The organism is Rheinheimera sp. D18 (assembly GCF_004345025.1).
In the GTDB taxonomy this organism is placed as follows: Bacteria; Pseudomonadota; Gammaproteobacteria; order Enterobacterales; family Alteromonadaceae; genus Alishewanella; species Alishewanella metallidurans.
The window spans coordinates 1,456,601-1,475,058 of record NZ_CP037745.1 but is presented as its reverse complement, the minus strand read 5'-3'; the positions used below and the strand labels follow the sequence as shown (position 1 = coordinate 1,475,058).

Annotated in this window: 18 protein-coding genes; 7 read left to right on the top strand and 11 right to left on the bottom strand. The window is 43.6% G+C overall.

Going from position 1 to position 18,458, the window contains the following annotated elements:
• Positions 1 to 153: 153 nt before the first annotated feature.
• Positions 154 to 1,095 (top strand): putative sulfate exporter family transporter, encoded by a 942-nt coding sequence (locus tag E0Z06_RS07005; protein WP_132583192.1) that lies wholly within the window; start codon positions 154 to 156, stop codon positions 1,093 to 1,095.
• Between the two features lie 34 nt (positions 1,096 to 1,129).
• Here E0Z06_RS07005 and E0Z06_RS07000 read toward each other — a convergent pair whose 3' ends face one another.
• The 5 genes from E0Z06_RS07000 to E0Z06_RS06980 all read right to left on the bottom strand — a co-directional run bounded on the left by E0Z06_RS07000 (position 1,130) and on the right by E0Z06_RS06980 (position 5,357).
• Positions 1,130 to 1,960, bottom strand: a complete 831-nt coding sequence (locus E0Z06_RS07000) for a cobalamin-binding protein (RefSeq protein ID WP_243695578.1) — start codon at positions 1,958 to 1,960, stop codon at positions 1,130 to 1,132.
• The gene (gene cobO, locus E0Z06_RS06995; protein WP_132583190.1) at positions 1,957 to 2,562 is read right to left on the bottom strand and encodes a cob(I)yrinic acid a,c-diamide adenosyltransferase; all 606 of its coding nucleotides are present in this window, start codon (positions 2,560 to 2,562) and stop codon (positions 1,957 to 1,959) included. The genes E0Z06_RS07000 and cobO overlap by 4 nt, the downstream gene beginning before the upstream one ends.
• Positions 2,563 to 2,571: 9 nt before the next feature.
• Positions 2,572 to 3,564, bottom strand: a complete 993-nt coding sequence (locus E0Z06_RS06990) for an iron ABC transporter permease (protein ID WP_132583188.1) — start codon at positions 3,562 to 3,564, stop codon at positions 2,572 to 2,574.
• Entirely contained in the window at positions 3,558 to 4,337 is a 780-nt protein-coding gene (locus E0Z06_RS06985; protein ID WP_132583186.1) for an ABC transporter ATP-binding protein, read from the bottom strand. Before E0Z06_RS06985 ends, E0Z06_RS06990 begins: the two co-directional genes overlap by 7 nt.
• A gap of 126 nt (positions 4,338 to 4,463) precedes the next feature.
• On the bottom strand, positions 4,464 to 5,357 hold the full coding sequence (locus tag E0Z06_RS06980; protein WP_132583184.1) for a peptidylprolyl isomerase: 894 nt from the start codon (positions 5,355 to 5,357) through the stop codon (positions 4,464 to 4,466).
• A 149-nt stretch (positions 5,358 to 5,506) separates the two neighbouring features.
• Between E0Z06_RS06980 and E0Z06_RS06975 the strand changes: the two genes are divergently transcribed.
• Positions 5,507 to 6,502, top strand: coding sequence for a PHB depolymerase family esterase (locus tag E0Z06_RS06975; protein WP_132583182.1), 996 nt, complete (start codon positions 5,507 to 5,509; stop codon positions 6,500 to 6,502).
• Between the two features lie 55 nt (positions 6,503 to 6,557).
• On the opposite strand, the gene E0Z06_RS06970 is transcribed toward E0Z06_RS06975, so the two are convergent.
• The gene (locus E0Z06_RS06970) at positions 6,558 to 7,115 is read right to left on the bottom strand and encodes a hypothetical protein (protein WP_132583180.1); all 558 of its coding nucleotides are present in this window, start codon (positions 7,113 to 7,115) and stop codon (positions 6,558 to 6,560) included.
• Positions 7,116 to 7,304: 189 nt separating this feature from the next.
• Here E0Z06_RS06970 and E0Z06_RS06965 point away from each other — a divergent pair, with 189 nt between their 5' ends.
• On the top strand, positions 7,305 to 7,856 hold the full coding sequence (locus E0Z06_RS06965; protein ID WP_132583178.1) for a YaeQ family protein: 552 nt from the start codon (positions 7,305 to 7,307) through the stop codon (positions 7,854 to 7,856).
• 3 nt (positions 7,857 to 7,859) lie between these two features.
• Here E0Z06_RS06965 and E0Z06_RS06960 read toward each other — a convergent pair whose 3' ends face one another.
• The 3 genes from E0Z06_RS06960 to apbC all read right to left on the bottom strand — a co-directional run bounded on the left by E0Z06_RS06960 (position 7,860) and on the right by apbC (position 10,257).
• Positions 7,860 to 8,435 (bottom strand): glutathione S-transferase family protein, encoded by a 576-nt coding sequence (locus tag E0Z06_RS06960; protein ID WP_132583176.1) that lies wholly within the window; start codon positions 8,433 to 8,435, stop codon positions 7,860 to 7,862.
• Between the two features lie 165 nt (positions 8,436 to 8,600).
• On the bottom strand, positions 8,601 to 9,191 hold the full coding sequence (gene dcd / locus E0Z06_RS06955; RefSeq protein ID WP_132583174.1) for a dCTP deaminase: 591 nt from the start codon (positions 9,189 to 9,191) through the stop codon (positions 8,601 to 8,603).
• Between the two features lies 1 nt (position 9,192).
• On the bottom strand, positions 9,193 to 10,257 hold the full coding sequence (gene apbC, locus E0Z06_RS06950; protein WP_132583172.1) for an iron-sulfur cluster carrier protein ApbC: 1,065 nt from the start codon (positions 10,255 to 10,257) through the stop codon (positions 9,193 to 9,195).
• 131 nt (positions 10,258 to 10,388) lie between these two features.
• Here apbC and metG point away from each other — a divergent pair, with 131 nt between their 5' ends.
• Together metG and E0Z06_RS06940 are read left to right on the top strand one after the other, a co-directional pair.
• Positions 10,389 to 12,452 carry a methionine--tRNA ligase gene (metG, locus tag E0Z06_RS06945; protein WP_132583170.1) on the top strand — a complete coding sequence of 688 codons (2,064 nt, stop codon included), beginning with the start codon at positions 10,389 to 10,391 and terminating at the stop codon, positions 12,450 to 12,452.
• 41 nt (positions 12,453 to 12,493) lie between these two features.
• Complete coding sequence (locus E0Z06_RS06940) at positions 12,494 to 13,900, top strand: MFS transporter (RefSeq protein ID WP_132583168.1); 1,407 nt, start codon at positions 12,494 to 12,496, stop codon at positions 13,898 to 13,900.
• A 15-nt stretch (positions 13,901 to 13,915) separates the two neighbouring features.
• Here E0Z06_RS06940 and E0Z06_RS06935 read toward each other — a convergent pair whose 3' ends face one another.
• Positions 13,916 to 15,385, bottom strand: coding sequence for a hypothetical protein (locus E0Z06_RS06935; RefSeq protein ID WP_132583166.1), 1,470 nt, complete (start codon positions 15,383 to 15,385; stop codon positions 13,916 to 13,918).
• An 83-nt stretch (positions 15,386 to 15,468) separates the two neighbouring features.
• Complete coding sequence (locus E0Z06_RS06930) at positions 15,469 to 16,464, bottom strand: NAD(P)H-quinone oxidoreductase (RefSeq protein ID WP_132583164.1); 996 nt, start codon at positions 16,462 to 16,464, stop codon at positions 15,469 to 15,471.
• Between the two features lie 127 nt (positions 16,465 to 16,591).
• Here E0Z06_RS06930 and E0Z06_RS06925 point away from each other — a divergent pair, with 127 nt between their 5' ends.
• Together E0Z06_RS06925 and E0Z06_RS06920 are read left to right on the top strand one after the other, a co-directional pair.
• A complete protein-coding gene (locus E0Z06_RS06925) occupies positions 16,592 to 17,800 on the top strand; it encodes a class I SAM-dependent methyltransferase (protein ID WP_132583162.1) in 1,209 nt (402 codons plus the stop codon).
• A 41-nt stretch (positions 17,801 to 17,841) separates the two neighbouring features.
• A complete protein-coding gene (locus tag E0Z06_RS06920; RefSeq protein WP_132583160.1) occupies positions 17,842 to 18,411 on the top strand; it encodes a YceI family protein in 570 nt (189 codons plus the stop codon).
• The last annotated feature ends 47 nt before the right edge of the window (positions 18,412 to 18,458 follow it).

The window sequence follows — 18,458 nt, the reverse complement described above, 5'->3', positions numbered from 1 at the left end:
GCATTTCCTACCCTTTTACGCTAAACAGCATTTGCTTATTCACAACTATTTTGTTTGCATTCAACGTCAATTCGTTGCTGTTAGATAGCAATGGGTTTCACCATGATATAAGTTATAATATATACCGTTTAATTATAACGCCGACAACTTACCATGCTTACTCACCCTGCAATTAAAGATGGTCGCTTCTGGCTGTTCTGTACTTTAGCCATACTGTGCTTATTCCCTATTGTTAGTTCCCCTATCGCATTAATTTTAGGCTTTTTATTAGCTGCATTTAGTTTGTTGCCCAAATCGATAGATTTAGCAGCAATGCCCCGCATGTTATTATCTATTTCTATTGTTGGTTTAGGCTTTGGTATTCATTTACAACAAGCTATTGAAATTAGCAAGCAAAGCTTACCGTTAATAGTAGGTTCAATAGTATTTACCCTAGTGCTAGGCGTAATACTGACTAAATTCCTAAAGCTAGATCAAAAAACGGGTTATTTAATTGGTGCAGGTACAGCGATATGTGGCGGTAGCGCTATTGCCGCAGTATCACCGGCAATTAAAGCTAATGCAGAGCAAATGGCAATAGCTTTAGCTTGTGTATTTACCCTTAACTCTATCGCGTTATTTGTGTTTCCAGTTATAGGCCACTTTTTAGAGTTGTCGCAATATGATTTTGGTTTGTGGAGCGCAATTGCGATTCACGATACATCGTCAGTAGTTGGTGCTGCGTCAACTTACGGTGATGAAGCGCTAGAAGTAGCAACGACCACTAAGCTGGCACGTGCATTATGGATAGTGCCTGTTGCGTTAGTGTCATCCATCGCGTTTGGTGGCAATAGTAAATCTATTCGCATTCCCGGTTTTATTTTGGCTTACATTGCTGCAATATTAATCAGTTATTTTTTACCGCAGTTTAGTGAATTCTATGATGTCGTATTTGCACTATCTAAGCGCACATTAGTGCTGTGCTTATTCTTTATCGGTGCTGGCATTACCTTTCAAAAAATGCGCGCCGCCGGAGCTAAACCCATGATATTAGCTCTACTCTTGTGGATTGCTATTGCCGTGTGTTCATTAGCTTATATTAGGTTTGTGGTGTAATTAGCACAATAACGATACGTTATTAACCTTTAGCTTAGCGATAACTGTCCACGCCCTCGCATAACTGCTTAATTCCTAGCAAGGTGCGTGGCGTGGTGCGATATAAGTAATCGGCATTAACCGTTAAATATTGCGATTTTTTAACCGCGGGTAGCGTGTTAAAACGCTGCCAGTAGCTAAAATCAGCCACCACATTATCGCGTTGTGCTTGAATAATGACCTGTGGCTGAGCGGCAATAATCTGTTCGATGCCTACCTGTGGATAATCACCTTTGGCCGAAGCAAAGCTATTTTGCGCAGCACAGATATGCAGCATTTGCTGTGGCCAAGCGTTATTAGCAACAGTGCTTAGTGGTGCCGTACTCATGGCAAAAAATACCGTTACTGGCTTTTTATGCTGAAACTTAGCGCGAAGCTCAGCTAATTGCTGGCTAAACTGACTAGCAACAGCGTTTGCTTGCTGCGTATTGTCGGTTACCTCACCTAAAAACCGCAACTCGGTTGCAATATCATCTAGCGTTAACGGATCAGAAAATACTACTTTAATACCAAACTGCTGCAATCTTGCTATATCTGCTTGCGGGTTACCGGTTTTCCAAGCAATCACTAAATCTGGTCGTAGGGCTAATACGGCTTCTAAATTGATGCTGGCATAATTAGCCACGCTAGGTAAGGTGCTGGCCGCTATAGGGTAATCACTGTAGTCGCTTACGCCAACAAGTTGCTCACCCGCTCCTATGGCGTATAACATCTCGGTAATGTGTGGCGCTAAAGCAATAATACGTTGCGGTTTAGCCTGTGCTGCTATGCTATGCAGTGCAAGGAATAGCACCACTATGCTTGAAAACACTAAACGATTACTCACCAATCGACTCCGCGTTGGGCTTTAATGCCATGATCGAAAGCGTGCTTAACATTTTGCACTTCACTTACGGTATCAGCTAATTCAATAATACGTCGATGGCAGGCGCGGCCAGTAATAACCACATGCTGTGTCGCTGGGCGATTAAGCAGAGCTTGCTCTATACGTTCTAGTGGTAAGTAGTGGTAACTGAGCATGTAGGTTAGCTCGTCTAGCAGCACCATATCAATGTTTGGATCGACCAAAAACTGCTCGGCTTGCAGCCAAGTTTGTTCTGCTGCGGCAATATCGGCCGCTTTATCTTGGGTATCCCAAGTAAAACCGGTGGCCATTACCGCAAATTGTACGCCATGTTGCGCCAGCAAGTTGCGCTCGCCACAGTCCCAATTTCCTTTAATAAATTGCACTACTGCGGCAGACAAACCATGACCTACAGCACGAGCTACAGTACCAAATCCCGAGGTTGATTTACCCTTACCGTTTCCGGTTATTACCAACAACAAACCTTTGTCGTCACTTGCGGCAGCAATAGCGCTATCTACTTGCGCTTTTAAGCGTTGTTGCCGTTCTTGATGGCGTTGCTGTTTGACATTATCTGTGGTCATAACCTTTCGCTATAGCCGTTGCCGGCGCATGATCAGAAGAAAAAAAACACTTCCCGCAAGCGATGTAATAACGCCCAGCGGGATCTCTTGTTGCGGTAGTACAGTACGCGCTAAATTGTCTACCCAAACCATAAATAGTGCACCCACTAACACCGAACCCAATAATAAGCGCACCGAGGTTACACCAAAATAATGTCGTACAATGTGCGGCACCATTAAACCAACAAAGGCAATACCGCCACACTGCGACACAATGCACGCTGTTAATAGCGCCGTTGCTAATAACAGTACTAAACGTAAAGTTTGGGTATTTACCCCAAGCGTGCGTGCGCTTTCATCACTAAGCAGTAGTGCATCTAGTTGACGCCGTAGCGCCAGCGCTAATACTAGCACTAGCAATACGACCGGACTTAGTAACAGCACACTAAACCAGTCAGTTCGGCTTAAACTGCCCATTAACCAAAACATAATACGGTTAGCAGCAAATGGTTCGGCAAAATACAGTACAAAGCTACTGACAGCGCTTAGCATAAAAGAAACCGCCACACCGGCCAGTAAAGTGTACTCTACCTTGCGCCAGTGTTGCCCTGCACAGACCGCAAATACCAAGACAACTGCAAACAATGCGCCAACAAATGCACCTAGCGCCATACTAATTATATGAGCGGGTAATACGACACTAACTAATGTAGCACCCAAACCGGCGCCCGCCATTAAACCAAATAGATAAGGATCGGCGAGCGGGTTGCGTGTAGCGTTTTGTAAAATAGCGCCTGATATAGCCAGCCCCGCCCCAACCAACACCGCGCAGAGCAAACGTGGTAAGCGTATTTGTAAAATAATGGTCTGCGCCAGTGACGAAGGTCCAGCTTGGCCCGCTAACACAGTCAACGTATCAAGCAAGGTAATACTAACGCTACCTATGCTTAAGCTGATAAGCATGCTCAATACCAGTAGCGCCGTCGACAACCACATGGCGAGTTTATAATGTCGCTTTAACATAAAGCTCCAGTTTGGCTTGGTAAAAAGGTAACTTGCTGCTTGCGTAACAAAACATGAGTTGTTACCTCACAGGCTAAGCCAAATACCGGTTGCAACAGTTCAGTAGTTAATACCTGCTCTGGCGTACCAAACGCATATTGCTGCCCCTGATGCAGTAATAAAATTTTATCGCAATACATGGCGGCAAGGTTTAAATCGTGTAGACAGGCTAATGCGGGGATACCTAGTGCACGAACCAATTCTAATACTTGATGCTGATATTGTACGTCTAAATGGTTAGTCGGTTCATCAAGCAGTAGTAATGCAGGGCGCTGTACCAGGGCTCGAGCGATATATAATCGCTGCAATTCGCCGCCAGATAGGGTATCGATAAGTTGTGACGCTTTGTCGGCTAGACCAACTCTATTCAGAGCCTGGCTAACTTGATGTTGGTCTTGACTATGATTTACTTCAAACCAGCTTTTGTGCGGTAACAACCCCATAGTCGCCACTTGCTCTACGGTAAGGGCAAACAAAGGTATTGGGTTTTGGCTAACTACGGCTAATGTACGCGCCAGCTCGGCCGTTTTATACTGCGCTAACGCACGCTGCTTTAACATTATTTGGCCACTATTTGCCGTTAATGAGCGCTGCACCACTCGTAACAAACTACTTTTACCGGCGCCATTAGGGCCAATAACACCAATAAACTCGTTATTATGTAATGCAAAGCTAATATCGTTTAATACGGTTTTTTCGCCAAGCTTTAGACAAACGGCAGACAATTTTAGCAAAACCCACTCCTAACATGGGTACAATGCAGGCTTGCACCTACTCCCCTTTTACGTGGGCTTCTGCCACACCAAAGCAACGCTTAGTGTAACAGAAAACCGCTTAGCTGATACTACCACGCAGCCAGATTAATTGGCCCGAACCGGTAACGCAACATTACACAGTTCAATATAGCCAGCTGGCTTTTTATACCAATCACCGCCCCGATTACGCTGGCTTTCGCTGGTCTTAGCAAAGGTTTTGCTATCTGTGCGCAGCACTTCCAATTTACGCTGCTGCGTGGTCGGCAACTGTGCCGCTAATTTAACGCTATCGATAAGCGTATACTCACTAGGCTGTTGATAAAACCCAAGCGGGCCTGTGCCACGGGGTAAACTACTGAGTAACTCCATGCCCTGAAGCACTCTACCTACCAGAGTAATATTTTGATCTAAATGCCTTGGCGCATGACCAGTAACCACATATAACGATGTACCGTCGCCACTATTGTCCTCATTGCCTCGTGACACACCAACAGCACCATAGCAGTGCGCTAGCCAGGTGGTTTTAGTTTCTGGGTTACGTGCTGCCGCAAAACCATAACTATGGCCAACGAGTGGCGCATAGCCATCAACATCTGGTAGTGCGGTAAAGGCAAATGTATCGCTGTAACTAATGGTATATTCAGCAGATAAATTACGTTTAGCTTTAATCACAGTTTTCGCATTTGCGCTATCAGCGTTGGGATCGGCCCACTGCACAACGTAGTTATCTTGCGAGCGCACTATGGCTAAGCCATCATAATAACCTTCACTGGCTAAGGCTTTAATATTAGCCACATGATTAGGCGCAAACTGGGGTGCCAGCTCAATAACGACCGTGCCAGCGGCTAGGTTTAAGTAAAGCACATTAGTGTTATCAACTACGCGCCAGTCATTAGCAGGTGATGCTGCGAGTATCTCTGTCATAGTTTTAGCCACTAGCATGGGGCTGTTGGCTATCAGCAGTAACAAGGGAAAAGTAAAACGACGAGCTGTACGCATAGTTAACTCCGGAATTAGTAATATTATTTACTTTATCATAAGCTGTAGCATTAATAAGTACACGCTGACTGCACTGTACTAAAGCCCTATTGCAGCATGTTTACTGGTGTGCCACATTAGTCAGTACTACAATGAATTTGGGAGTTTTTATGCGCGTTATTAAATTATCTGCCCTTACGTTGCTATCTCTTTTTGCTACAACGCTAAATGCAACACCCGCCCTTAGCGATTTAAAGCTTGAGCAAAGCATTACCTTATCGGGTTTATCTAGCGGTGCCTACATGGCCGGACAATACCATGTCGCCTTTGCCGAGCAGGTAGATGGTGTCGCAATGTTAGCTAGCGGCCCAGTATACTGCGCACAAAACAGTTTAGGTTTAGCTTTAGAGCACTGCTTTAACAAAGACACCAGCGCGCCAGATATACTGGCAATAAAGCAATATATCGCCGCGCAGCGCTCAGCCGGAAAATTGGCACCATTAATTACGCTCAAAGATGACAAAATATGGATATTTCATGGTGCTAAAGATGCTACGGTACAACCCAAGCTAGCAACCATATTGTATGAACAGTATAAACAGTGGGTTACTCCCGAAAACATTGTACTAATTAATGACAAGCCATTTGCTCATACGTTTCCTACCGACCGCCCTAACTTAGGTAGCTGCGAGCGTTCAGAAGCTCCTTATCTAGCCAGTTGCGGCTATGATGCTTCAGGCTCACTACTACAACATTTACTTGGCAAGGTAAAAGCCAAAACAACAAGCACAACTGGAACGTTACTAGAGATTAATCAGCACCAATTAGCCGCTGCTGCTAAAGATACGCTGGCCGAAATAGGTTATTTATATGTACCAGTAAGCTGTGCCGCTGGGGAGCCTTGTAAGCTGCATGTTAGTTTTCATGGCTGTAAGCAGAATGCTAATAGCGTAGGCGATGCTTTTGTTACTGGTACCGACTTGAATAACTATGCTGATACTAATAATTTAGTGATATTTTACCCGCAGACTGTTGCCAGTAGCATTAATCCGTTTAACCCTAATGCCTGTTGGGATTGGTGGGGCTATACCGGTGCCGATTATGCAACAAAAACCGGACCGCAGCTGCAAGCTGTGCATCAATTAGTACAAGCATTACTACCTTAAACTTTAATCCTAACGTAGCTAAGTCGCTCGGCCTAGCTACGCTTCAATATGTAAACTAGTTAGCTGGCATTACCATACCCTTGGGTAACATTTGCCCCACGCCACCAAGACGCTGTGCCATTTGCATAATGCGATCATGATGTTTATCTAGCGCCGTTTTATCATCATTGGTTAAACAGCTACTTAATGTTTTGTAATACTGCTGACCTTGAGTTACGGTTTTTTCTGTGTTTTTTCGTTGTGCTTCCGGCAAAAACACCATCGCTTGACGCGATATCTCCAGCATCGGCTGCACACTATCTAAAATAGGCCAAGTCACTTTTGCGCTTAACTCAACAAATTGCACGGGGGTAAAGCCATGCTGTTTAGCTAGTTGTTCAATTTGTGCTTGATATTTGCTGTCTTTTTCCTGAGAACTTAGTTCAGCATAATGCTGCGACCAGTTGCAATGTTGCTTTAATTGAAACTGCTTATTTTGTGGCCGCTGCTCTAATTGCTGTAATTTAGGTAACATGGCTTCTAATTGGTTAAGATTTTCATCTGTTAATAGTGTGTTGGCTTGTGCTGATAGAGCAAACGCCATAAATACTGATACCGCTAGTAAATTACGCATATTTATACTATTTCCAGGTTAGGTTTTAACTATGTAAACAGGCTGCAGCTTAATCGCGCCTGAAGCTATTTAATCCGTAAATCATATTACTAACTTCAATACTAAAATAGTAAGCATCCATACGGTTAAATTGAGCCCAGCGCAGCTTCGCGTTACACTCAGCGCCTTTGTCTTAGTAGTGAGAGAGTTATGGCATTAAAAGCCACCGTATTTAAAGTACAACTGCAGATTGCTGATATGGATCGCCATTATTATCACAACCATAGCCTAATGCTGGCGCAGCACCCATCAGAGAATGATGAACGCATGATGGTCCGCTTGTTAGCCTTTGTACTAAATGCCAGTGACACCCTCGCCTTCACTAAAGGTTTAAGCACTGAGGATAACGAGCCTGAGTTATGGGATAAAAGCCTGAGTGGTGAAATTAACTTATGGGTCGAATTTGGTCAAAGTGATGAAAAATGGCTACGTAAAGCAGCCGGTCGCGCCAAACTAGTAACCTTATATTGTTATGGTGGACGCAGTGTGCCTGTGTGGTGGAAAAACAGCCAGCAAGCACTTGAACGCTACAGTAACTTACAAATTATTGAAATACCTGAAGATGCCGTTAAAGCGATGGCAAAATTAGTTAATCGCAATATGGATCTGCAATACAACATTAGCGAAGGTCAAATATGGTTATCTGATGCTGAGCAAAGTGTAATGATTGAACCTGTGCTACTAAAAGCAGCACAGGTTTAGCGGCTAACCTAAACGCGGATCACTCTGTTTTACACCGGCTTGCTGCGCATTGTTAACAACACATTGTAGCAACGCCGGATAATCGTCCAGCTCTACTAACTCACGAAATAACACCCAATCAACTAGGCTATAAAGCGCCATAGTGACATAGTTCCAGTTAGCAAACTCACCATTAGCCGCCTGCTGCTCTAGCACATATAGCGAGGTAGCCACTCGCTCTTTTTGTAAATTAAAAAACAATATATCGTCACTGGTATCAAAGCCGCTGCGGCTGCATTGCAACAGCATAACTAAGGAGTCATTTACCGCATTAATTACCGTGAGTTGGTTTTCTTGATACCAACTTAGCGTCGACAGTGCCAATTTACCCGCTATATACCGTTGTATAACCGCCGAGTCAAATATTGTCTGGTTGTCATCTACTAGCATAGGTATGCGTAAAGTTGGATTAATTGCCGCCAAGGTTTCACGATCATCAGGCGAAAATATATTCAAATTAATAAATTCATGTGCGGTAGTGGCCAGCAATAACCTAATACGTCGCGCATAGGGTGATGTTTGTGAACCATAGAGTTTCATAGCGACACCTTGTTAATCGTTAATCTATTTTTTATCAGCGTAAAACACAAAGCAACATTGCCAAGCTATGCAGTTTTATTGCATAATAATTACGCTTCATTTTTGCTTTATAGCTTTGGCCCACGTTTTTACGTGGGTTTTTTATTTGGCCAAGGGCTAATACGTTTAACCTTTGTCGTCATGGCCAATGCGGCTAGCTACGGCGCCAGTTTGTTGCTGATATTTAGCATCTAAGCGTTTGTTATACGGCCGATCTGCAGGGCCGGTCATTAATTCAAAGTTAAGTGCACCAATTTTCATTTTTGGCTGTAGCGCTAACGGCAATTTACCGCTGTTGTAAAATTCCAGCACAATATTACCCGACCAACCCGGATCAATGCGATGTGCTGTTACGTGTACCATTAAACCTAAACGTGCTAACGATGAGCGGCCATCTAACCAGCCAACAATATCAGCAGGTAAGGTTATCGACTCCTGCGTCATGGCTAATGCTAGTTCGCCCGGATGCAAAATAAACTTTTCACCATCGACAATATAAATTTCATCACTCATTACACTGTTTAACGCTTTATCTACTTCGGCTCTTGGCCCACTTAAGTCGATATAAGGTGCGGCATGAGCTTGAAATACACGAAATTTATTACCTAAGCGAATATCTACGCTAACGCCACTAATCATGTCGGCATCAGGTAATGGCTCAATTTTAATTTTACCTTCGGCTAAATAGCGTTCTATATCGCGATCACACAATCTCATTTTAATCGTCCGTTATTATAATTTCTGGTTGGCTAGCGGCCTGTTTGGCGCTATGCCAATGCAGCGCCAACATTAATTGTCTACCGATTGTACGGTAAATATCAGCTACTGGCTGCTGTTTTAATACCGCAGGCACGCCGACGTCGGCTTGTTCACGAATATGTTTTTCTAGAGGTAATTGCCCAAGCACTGGCACATGGTAACGCTCGGCTAGTAATAAACCGCCATCGGTACCAAAAATATCATCTTTACTGCCACATTGCTGACATAGATAAAAACTCATGTTTTCCACAAGGCCCAAAATAGGGATATTGACCTGACGAAACATACTGATCGCTTTTTCTGCATCGGACAACGCAATATCTTGCGGCGTGGTAACAACCAGCGCGCCACTTACGGGTAGCTTTTGCGCCATAGTTAGCTGAATATCACCAGTACCGGGTGGCATATCAACAACAAGATAATCAAGCTCAGGCCATACTGTTTCATTAAGGAGTTGCATTAAGGCTTGGCTAGCCATTGGTCCACGCCAAACTGAGGCCTGCTGTGGGTCAACCAAAAAGCCAATTGATTGCAGATATACGCCATGGGCAAATTTAGGCTGCATTAGCTTGTTATCAGCTGAGCTAATTTTTTCGCCGCTTAACCCTAGCATTGTCGGAATAGATGGGCCGTAGATATCCGCATCTAACAGCCCCACTTTTGCGCCTTCTAGGCTAAGCGCAACGGCCAAATTTACCGCAGTAGTCGACTTGCCTACGCCGCCCTTACCAGATGCCACCAAAATAATTTGTTTAATTTGCTTAAAAATAGCGGTAGTTGCATTGCGGTAGTCTAGTGCCAATTCATAATTAAAACCGGCACTGTGCAAGGCTTGTTGCAAGGGCTGAGCAAGTGATAACAACGGCAATTTAAGCGTAATTTGCAGGTTGTTTTTGTTTAAGTTCACCGCATCGAGCAACAACGATAACGGAGCGCCGCTGTCAGGCAATTGCCAATGCTGCAAAAACTGCTGCACGGCATCGGGCACAACATCGGTTTTAGTAGATTTAAACCAGTTAAACATCGGTAAGTTCCAATTTCAGGCATTAACACGTTTTTTTACCACAACCGCCTGATGGCGGGTGCGGATCGATGCCAGCTAGTGTATCATTTAACTATATTTTTTCAGTTATTTATGCAAAAGAGCACAGCTTAATGTCAACACGCAAAATTCTTGTTACTAGCGCTTTACCCTATGCCAATGGCCCGATTCATTTAGGTCATTTACTGGAATACATTCAAACGGATATTTGGGCGCGGTTTCAAAAGGCCCGCGGCCATGAATGTTATTATGTTTGCGCTGACGATGCTCATGGCACCCCAATTATGCTAAAGGCACAAGAGTTGGGTATTACGCCAGAACAAATGATTGCGCAAACCAATATTGAGCATCAAGCCGATTTTGCCGGTTTTGCTATTCACTTTGACAATTATCACTCTACGCATAGCGACGAAAACCGTGCTTTTGCTAACCAAATTTATAATAAGCTAAACGAAAACGGCTACATTAAACGCAAAACCATTAGCCAGTTATTTGATCCAGAAAAACAGATGTTTTTACCGGATCGCTTTGTTAAAGGTGACTGCCCTAAATGTGGTGCGCTAGATCAAAACGGCGATAGCTGCGATGTGTGCGGTGCGACTTACAGCCCAACGGAAGTGAAAAATGCTCGCTCTGTGGTATCAGGCGCAACACCAATATTAAAAGACTCAGAACACTACTTCTTTGACTTACCCGCGTTTAGCCAGATGTTACAAGATTGGACTCGCAGCGGTAGCTTACAAGAAGAAATGGCTAATAAGCTGCAAGAATGGTTTAAAGATGGCTTACAAATGTGGGATATCAGCCGAGACGCACCCTACTTCGGCTTTGAAATACCTAATGCACCAGGTAAATTTTTCTATGTATGGTTAGATGCGCCTATTGGCTATTTGGCTAGCTTTAAAAACCTATGCGATAAAACCGGTATCGATTTTGATAGCTTCTGGCATTTAGATTCAACCGCTGAAATTTACCATTTTATCGGTAAAGACATTATTTATTTTCATAGCCTGTTTTGGCCAGCCATGTTGCATGGCGCCGGTATGCGTAAACCTAATGCCATTTTTGCTCACGGTTTCGTTACGGTTAATGGCGCTAAAATGTCAAAATCGCGCGGTACCTTTATTAAAGCGCGGACCTATTTAGATTATTTAAACCCAGAATATTTACGCTACTATTTTGCGTCAAAATTAAGCAGCAGCATTACTGATCTCGATTTAAATTTGGATGACTTTAGCCAAAAAGTGAATGCTGATTTAGTCGGTAAAGTGGTTAATATTGCTAGCCGCTGCGCTAGCTTTATTAGCAAGCGTTACGACGGTAAGTTATCTGCTACCGTAGCAGAGCCTCAGTTATTAGCTGAATTTGTTGCTGCCGGCGACAGTATTGCCGACAGCTTTGAACACCGTGAGTTTGCGCGCGCTATTCGTGACATTATGACGCTAGCCGATAAAGCTAACCAATATATTGATGCCAAGGCACCTTGGGTGTTGGTTAAAGATGACAGTAAGCAACAAGAAGCTCACGACGTATGCTCAATGGGCATTAACCTGTTTCGTGTACTAATGCACTATTTAAAACCGGTGTTGCCATTAATGGCGGCCGAAACTGAAGCGTTTTTAAATACTGAGCTAAACTGGAATAACTATCAGCAAGCATTAACTAACCATGCCATTAGCCCATTTAAAGCATTAATGCAGCGGGTAGATCCTGTTAAAGTAGCCGCCATGGTCGAAGCATCAAAAGATAATTTGCAGCCGCAAGTGGCCGCTAAAGCAGAGGCAAGCAAAACGGTTAAAGTCGAGCAACAAAGCCTGAATGCCAGCACCGAACGTGAACCTATCGCTGAAAAAATTAACATAGACGATTTTGCTAAAATTGATTTACGCGTAGCAAAAATTGTTAAAGCCAGTGCGGTTGAAGGTGCAGATAAGCTAGTACAGCTGCAACTTGATATTGGTAATGGCGAAATACGCCAAGTATTTGCCGGTATTAAATCAGCTTATAGCCCTGAACAGCTGGAAGGCCGCTTAACCGTAATGGTAGCGAATTTAGCGCCACGCAAAATGCGCTTTGGTTTATCTGAAGGCATGGTATTAGCCGCAGGCCCAGGCGGTAGCGACTTGTTTATTCTATCACCTGATGACGGCGCAACCCCAGGTATGCGTGTAAAATAAACTTTCAGACAGCCCAGCTGCCTGCTTATTAAGGTTTAAGGATGACCAGTAAAAGCCCTTATCGTAGTTTTAGTGCTTTATTTCTGACTACCCTATTAATGCTGGTGGCCCAAGGGTCATTATCTACTTACTTAGGTTTGTCGTTAGCTCAACAAAACGTCGATTCAGTTTGGATCGGCGCCATGATGTCCTGCTACTACTTTGGGCTAGTACTAGGCTCTAAACTCGGCCATAAAGTGATCGCGCGCGTTGGCCATATTCGTGCGTTTGTTGCCAGTGCCGCCATTGTCAGTGCTTGCGCCATGAGCCATGTGCTAACACAGCAATTAGAAATATGGCTGGTAATGCGCGTGATTGTTGGCATGGGCATGATGTGCCAGTACATGGTATTAGAAAGCTGGTTAAACGAGCAAGCCGAAAGCTCGCAGCGCGGTACGGTGTTTGCAGCTTATATGATCACCTCTTATCTTGGCATGATTGGCGGGCAAATCATGTTAAGTCAATTCCCGGCTCTGGGCATTGCGCCATTATTAATTATCAGTATGTGTTACTCGCTTTGTATTGTGCCTATCGCACTAACAACGCGCATTCATCCTGCACCATTACAACCGGCGCCACTGAAAATTTTAGCCTTTTGGAAATTGGTACCGCAGTCACTTACAGCGGTTACTGTAGCCGGCATGATGGCCGGTTCATTTTATGGTTTAGCACCGGCTTATGCGGCAAGTAAGGGCATGACAACAGAGCAAGTAACCCTATTTATGTCGATGACTATTTTAGCCGGTCTGTTAGCTCAGTGGCCTATGGGGAAAATCTCGGATCGCATTCCACGTGGGCGTATTTTACGTTTTAACGCCGCGGCGCTTACTATTCTAACTCTGTTTATTGCGCTGCTACCGTTATCCGGTATTGGGCTATTAGTTGCGACCTTTTTCTATGGCATACTCGCCTTTACGCTATATCCCATTGCTTCGGCGTTCGCTAATCAAAATGTCGAGCAAAATGATCGTGTCGCACTATCGGCCACCATTTTATTAACCTTTGGTTTAGGTGCTAGCTTGGGCCCGCTATTAGCCTCCACATTAATGCAGCTAATTGGCCCAGCCATGCTATATGCCTTTATTAGCTGCTGCGCATTTTCATTGTTTTTACGTTTATTACGCGTTAACTATACGCAAAAACAAGCAAAACGCATGATGGAAGAACAGCAAAATGCCCAGTTTAAAATGGGCTCGGGTGACTTAGTTTCATCGCCACTGGCAGCCGCATTAGATCCCCGTGTTGACCAAGATGTAGTAACAGCGCAGATGCGTGACGATGACTTTATAGCTACACGGCAACAAGTACCTGCAGGATATGATGAAGATATCGATTTTCAAGCGATTGAAGATGATTATGACTCGCTAACGAATACTTACCGCACGGCAAAAACTCCAGCGGACAGTTAATGCAGCAGCACCCTATTAATTAGGGTGCATCACCACTTTATTCCATAAATTTTGGTTTTTCATATAAGAAAAATATTCTTCGGGATGCCAGCATTTGGGTAATAATGCCATATTTTTCCGCTCTTCGAAGTTAGATACCAACTTACTTAAAATTTCTAACAAGCGCTCTTCACTGATCCGCTCTAATTTTTTACGTGCTTGCGGGTAATAAAGGTTATTTTCCACACTAACCGTACAGCCTTGGGCTGATACGTTGTAAGTTAAATTACGGGTAACCATTCTGCAGATTGGTTTACGCGGATCTGCAGGGTATAAACCAGTAACTATGGCATATTCATAACGGTCTAAATCTTGGCGATCTGAATCTTTAGGAATATAGGTAATACCAAATCCTTGTGGAAACACACCAGTAATACTAATTAACGCATCAACCGCGACTTTACTATACACACCCTTTTCTACGCCCATTTCTAGCACCAGCGTTACCTTGGGCAAGGTTTCGTATGAAAAGCTACTTTTTGTTGATAGCACGACTGAGGTATAAATTTGCGGAATTTTAAGCACGTTGCCAATACCATGCTCTGGCTTAATGGCACTTTTTAACAACGACAGTACAAAGCTCTGGCGCTCAGCCTCTAATTTAATAAAGGTATCGCGCTCGCTTCTTGAGTTTCCGCAGTATTTACCTAGGCCAATGCCATAAGAAACATAATTAACACTTTCGCGATAACTAATTTGCAGTAATGCTAATCGCTCGTCATTTTCCAGCACGCGAAACTCATCTGCGTTGCCATCGCTACCGGTCAAAATAAGCAAGGCGTCGGGGTGACGACTACCAATATCTTGCAGCACTGCTGCCATTAACAAGGGTATTTGTACATCATCACGAAACGGGTGATACTCGTCTTTAGCAAATTGCTTACCTTTACTCGCTAAGTAACGCTGTTGCACATAGGCATTTTTTAGATCGCCATCTGCGAGCAGCTTATCAAGTAAGCGTAAAGATAGAATGGCTTTATATAGATGCTTACTTTTCTGATTACTTATTGCAACCTGTTTGCCTTCGGCTGGCGATAGTAACTGAATAGTGCCCAATAACTTTGCACTAAGCACCTTGGTATCTTCTTCACTTTCGCCTTGGCTTAGCGCTAAAATATCATCGCAAACCAGTTTTAATGCAGAATAACGTTGACTGGCTTCTTCATCACGTGCTTGCTGGAACGTATTTTTTTCAGTTTGTGCTTGTTGCAAATTACGCTCAACCAATGCGGCATCACGCTTACTTACTTGCTGCTGGCGGTTTTCAAATAAATAAACCTGTTGCTCTAGTTCTATTTTTTCCGCTTTTTGCTCTTCGCTCTGCTGAAAATACTGTTGAGCCTGCTGGTATAAAGAATTTGCCACAGGGTTAGTGTCATAAATACGACTTATTAATACCGATACAGACTTGCTGTAATTAGACTTACCAATGGTACCGAGTGTCATTCTTACAAAATATCCTAATGATTAACTAGCTTGTGTTAGCCTACTACTATTAGTGAATCCGCGCAGTTATTTTTTATTTTAAATCATAGCGTTAAAACAAGCTTACCTAGGGTGCCATTACTGGCCATTAATTGATGCGCTTGCTCTGCTTGTTGCCAATTAAACTGCTGCTGTAACACCGGCTTCAGCTGTCGTTGAGCTAAGGCCTGGCCATAGCTTTGATAAAAGGCTTGAGTTAATTGTGTTTTATATTGGTTACTACGATTGCGTAAAGTAGAGCATATTATCTGACCGCGCCGCTTAAATAGCGCGGATAAATCAAGCTGCGGCACGTCTTTGCCACCCATCATGGCATACAACACAATTTTACCATCCATCGCCAGCAGCGGTATTTCACGGCTAACATAAGCGCCAGCTACTGAATCGAGTATTAGATTAACACCGTCTGGCCAGATTGCCGATAGTGCTTGTTCAAAGGCAACACTATTATAATTTAATAATACATCTGCACCTAAGGTTTTACACAATGCAAGCTTGGCATCGCTACTGGCAGTGACCGCAACCTTAGCACCAATAGTTTTCGCTAATTGAATAGCTGCAGTACCTACGCCACTGGCACCGGCATGAATAAGCACCCGCTGCCCTGCTTGCAAGTTACCAATCTTACACATCAGTTGATAAGCGGTTAAAAATACTTCTGCAGTTGCTGCAGCTTCGGCCATAGTGTAACCAGCAGGTACAGGCATAGCATGGCCGGCGTGTAACAATGCATACTCGGCATAACCGCCACCCGGTACTAAACCAAATACCGCTTTACCAAGCCAGCTTTTATGCTGTGCGCCAGCAGCAACTACCACACCGGCTACTTCAAGGCCCAAGACATCGCTCTCACCCTCTGGTGGCGGATAAAACCCACGGCGCTGCATTAAGTCGGCTCGATTAACACCAGCAGCAGCTACTTTTATTAATAGCTGCTCGGCCGAAGGTACTGGTACGGGTATAGGCTTTATAACTAAAGTGCTATCTTTACCCGTATTAGTAACCAGCACGGCTTGCATCGTTGCGGGAATAGATGCCAAGGGATACTCCTTATATTTAACTAACATGACACAATGACTTGTTGAATAAAAATTCTACTTTAGCTTTGCTCAGCGCTTCACTTTAACTACAATGCGGCCTTTAGTTTAGCACAGTGTATAAATACCGATGAATAAGCCTTCAGCCACATTAGCACGATTAACCTTACTAGAAACCCGAGAGAAATCATTAAAACGTTTACACCCGTGGATTTTTTCTAAAGCCATAAAAACAGTTAGTGATAACCTGTCTAGCGGCCAAACTGTTGAGGTGTTTAGTAGTAAAGGCGAATGGTTAGGTTATGCAGCTTATTCTGCACATTCGCAAATACGTGCTCGTGTTTGGAGCTTTAACCAAAACGACATCATTGACGCCAGTTTTTTTCAACGCCGAATTGCTCGCGCATGGCAGTTACGGACTGAAGTATTTAATTTAAATGACACTACAGGTTTAAGAGTTGTTGCAGCAGAGTCTGATGGTTTACCTGGTGTTACCATTGATAAATATGACAACATATTAGTTTGTCAGCTGTTGTCTGCCGGTGCCGATGCGTGGCGTGACGCTATTGTCGCCGCTTTAATCGCATTATTTCCTGAGCATAGTATTTATGAACGCTCAGATGTTGATGTGCGTAAAAAAGAAGGCTTAAAGCCAGTTACAGGCTGGCTGCACTTGCCTAGAACATCGGGCGAAGTGGTTATTAAAGAACATGGCATGTCGTTATTAGTTGATGTAATGCAAGGCCATAAAACCGGATTTTATCTTGACCAACGCGCCAGCCGAGCGGCCGCAAAACGCTACGCAAAAAATAAAACGGTGCTAAACTGTTTTAGCTATACTGGTACCTTTGGCGTTGCTGCACTGCAAGGTGGTGCCTCATCAGTTACTAACGTTGACTTATCAGAGCTGGCATTGAATACCGCGCTAAAAAATGCGGAACTTAATCAGTTAGATCTCTCTAAGATAGATAACGTTAAATTTGATGTGTTTAAACTACTGCGCCAATACCGAGAGCAAGGTAAACAGTTTGATATGGTTATTCTTGATCCGCCAAAGTTTGTCGACAGTAAGGCTCAGCTAATGTCAGCCTGTCGCGGTTATAAAGACATTAATATGGTAGCAATGCAAATTGTGAAACCCGGCGGCTTATTGTTAACGTTTTCATGCTCAGGTTTGATGGAAGACGGCTTATTTCAAAAAATAGTTGCCGACGCAGCCATTGATGCCAAAAGAGATTGTTTATTTATCGAAAAACTTAGCCAAGACAGTGATCACCCTATTGCCAGCTTTTATCCAGAAGGCAGTTATCTAAAAGGTTTGGTCTGCAAAATATACTAGGCGCCATGCACTGTAGTACATTGGCATAACAGGAGACACAAATGAAATTAATCGCACTTAGCTTATTGTTAAGCTCTCAGGTTGCCGTTGCAGCAAACTGGCAACTGGATAACGAAAAATCCAGTCTGTATTTTGTTTCAGTAAAAAATGAAGTTGTTGCCGAAACTCATCAATTTAATCAGTTAAGCGGTAGTTGGGACGGTAAAACCGTGTCTATTACCGTACCGGTAATGAGTATGCAAACCAATATTCCTATTCGTAATGAGCGGATATGGCAGTATGTGCTACAAGCTGAGCAATATGCCAATATTAAGGTAAGTGTGCCGTTAAGTGACGACAGTGTTGCGGCGCTAAGCGTAAATAACTCAACAGTCTTAGATTTGCCGCTAACCATTACCATTGCAAAAGAGCAAGCTATGATTAATAGCAAAGTACGCATTACCAAGTTAAGCGATAATACATTACAAGCAAGCTCTGAAAGCCCATTGATGCTAAATACCAACAGTTTTAACTTAACAGCAGGTGTAGCAAAACTACAAGAGCTGGCGGGGTTAAAACGCATTGATCCTCTGGTACCGGTGAGCTTTAATGTGCGGTTTTCACCACAATAAACAACCAATAAAAAAGCAGCCTAGGCTGCTTTTTTTACTATAACCGA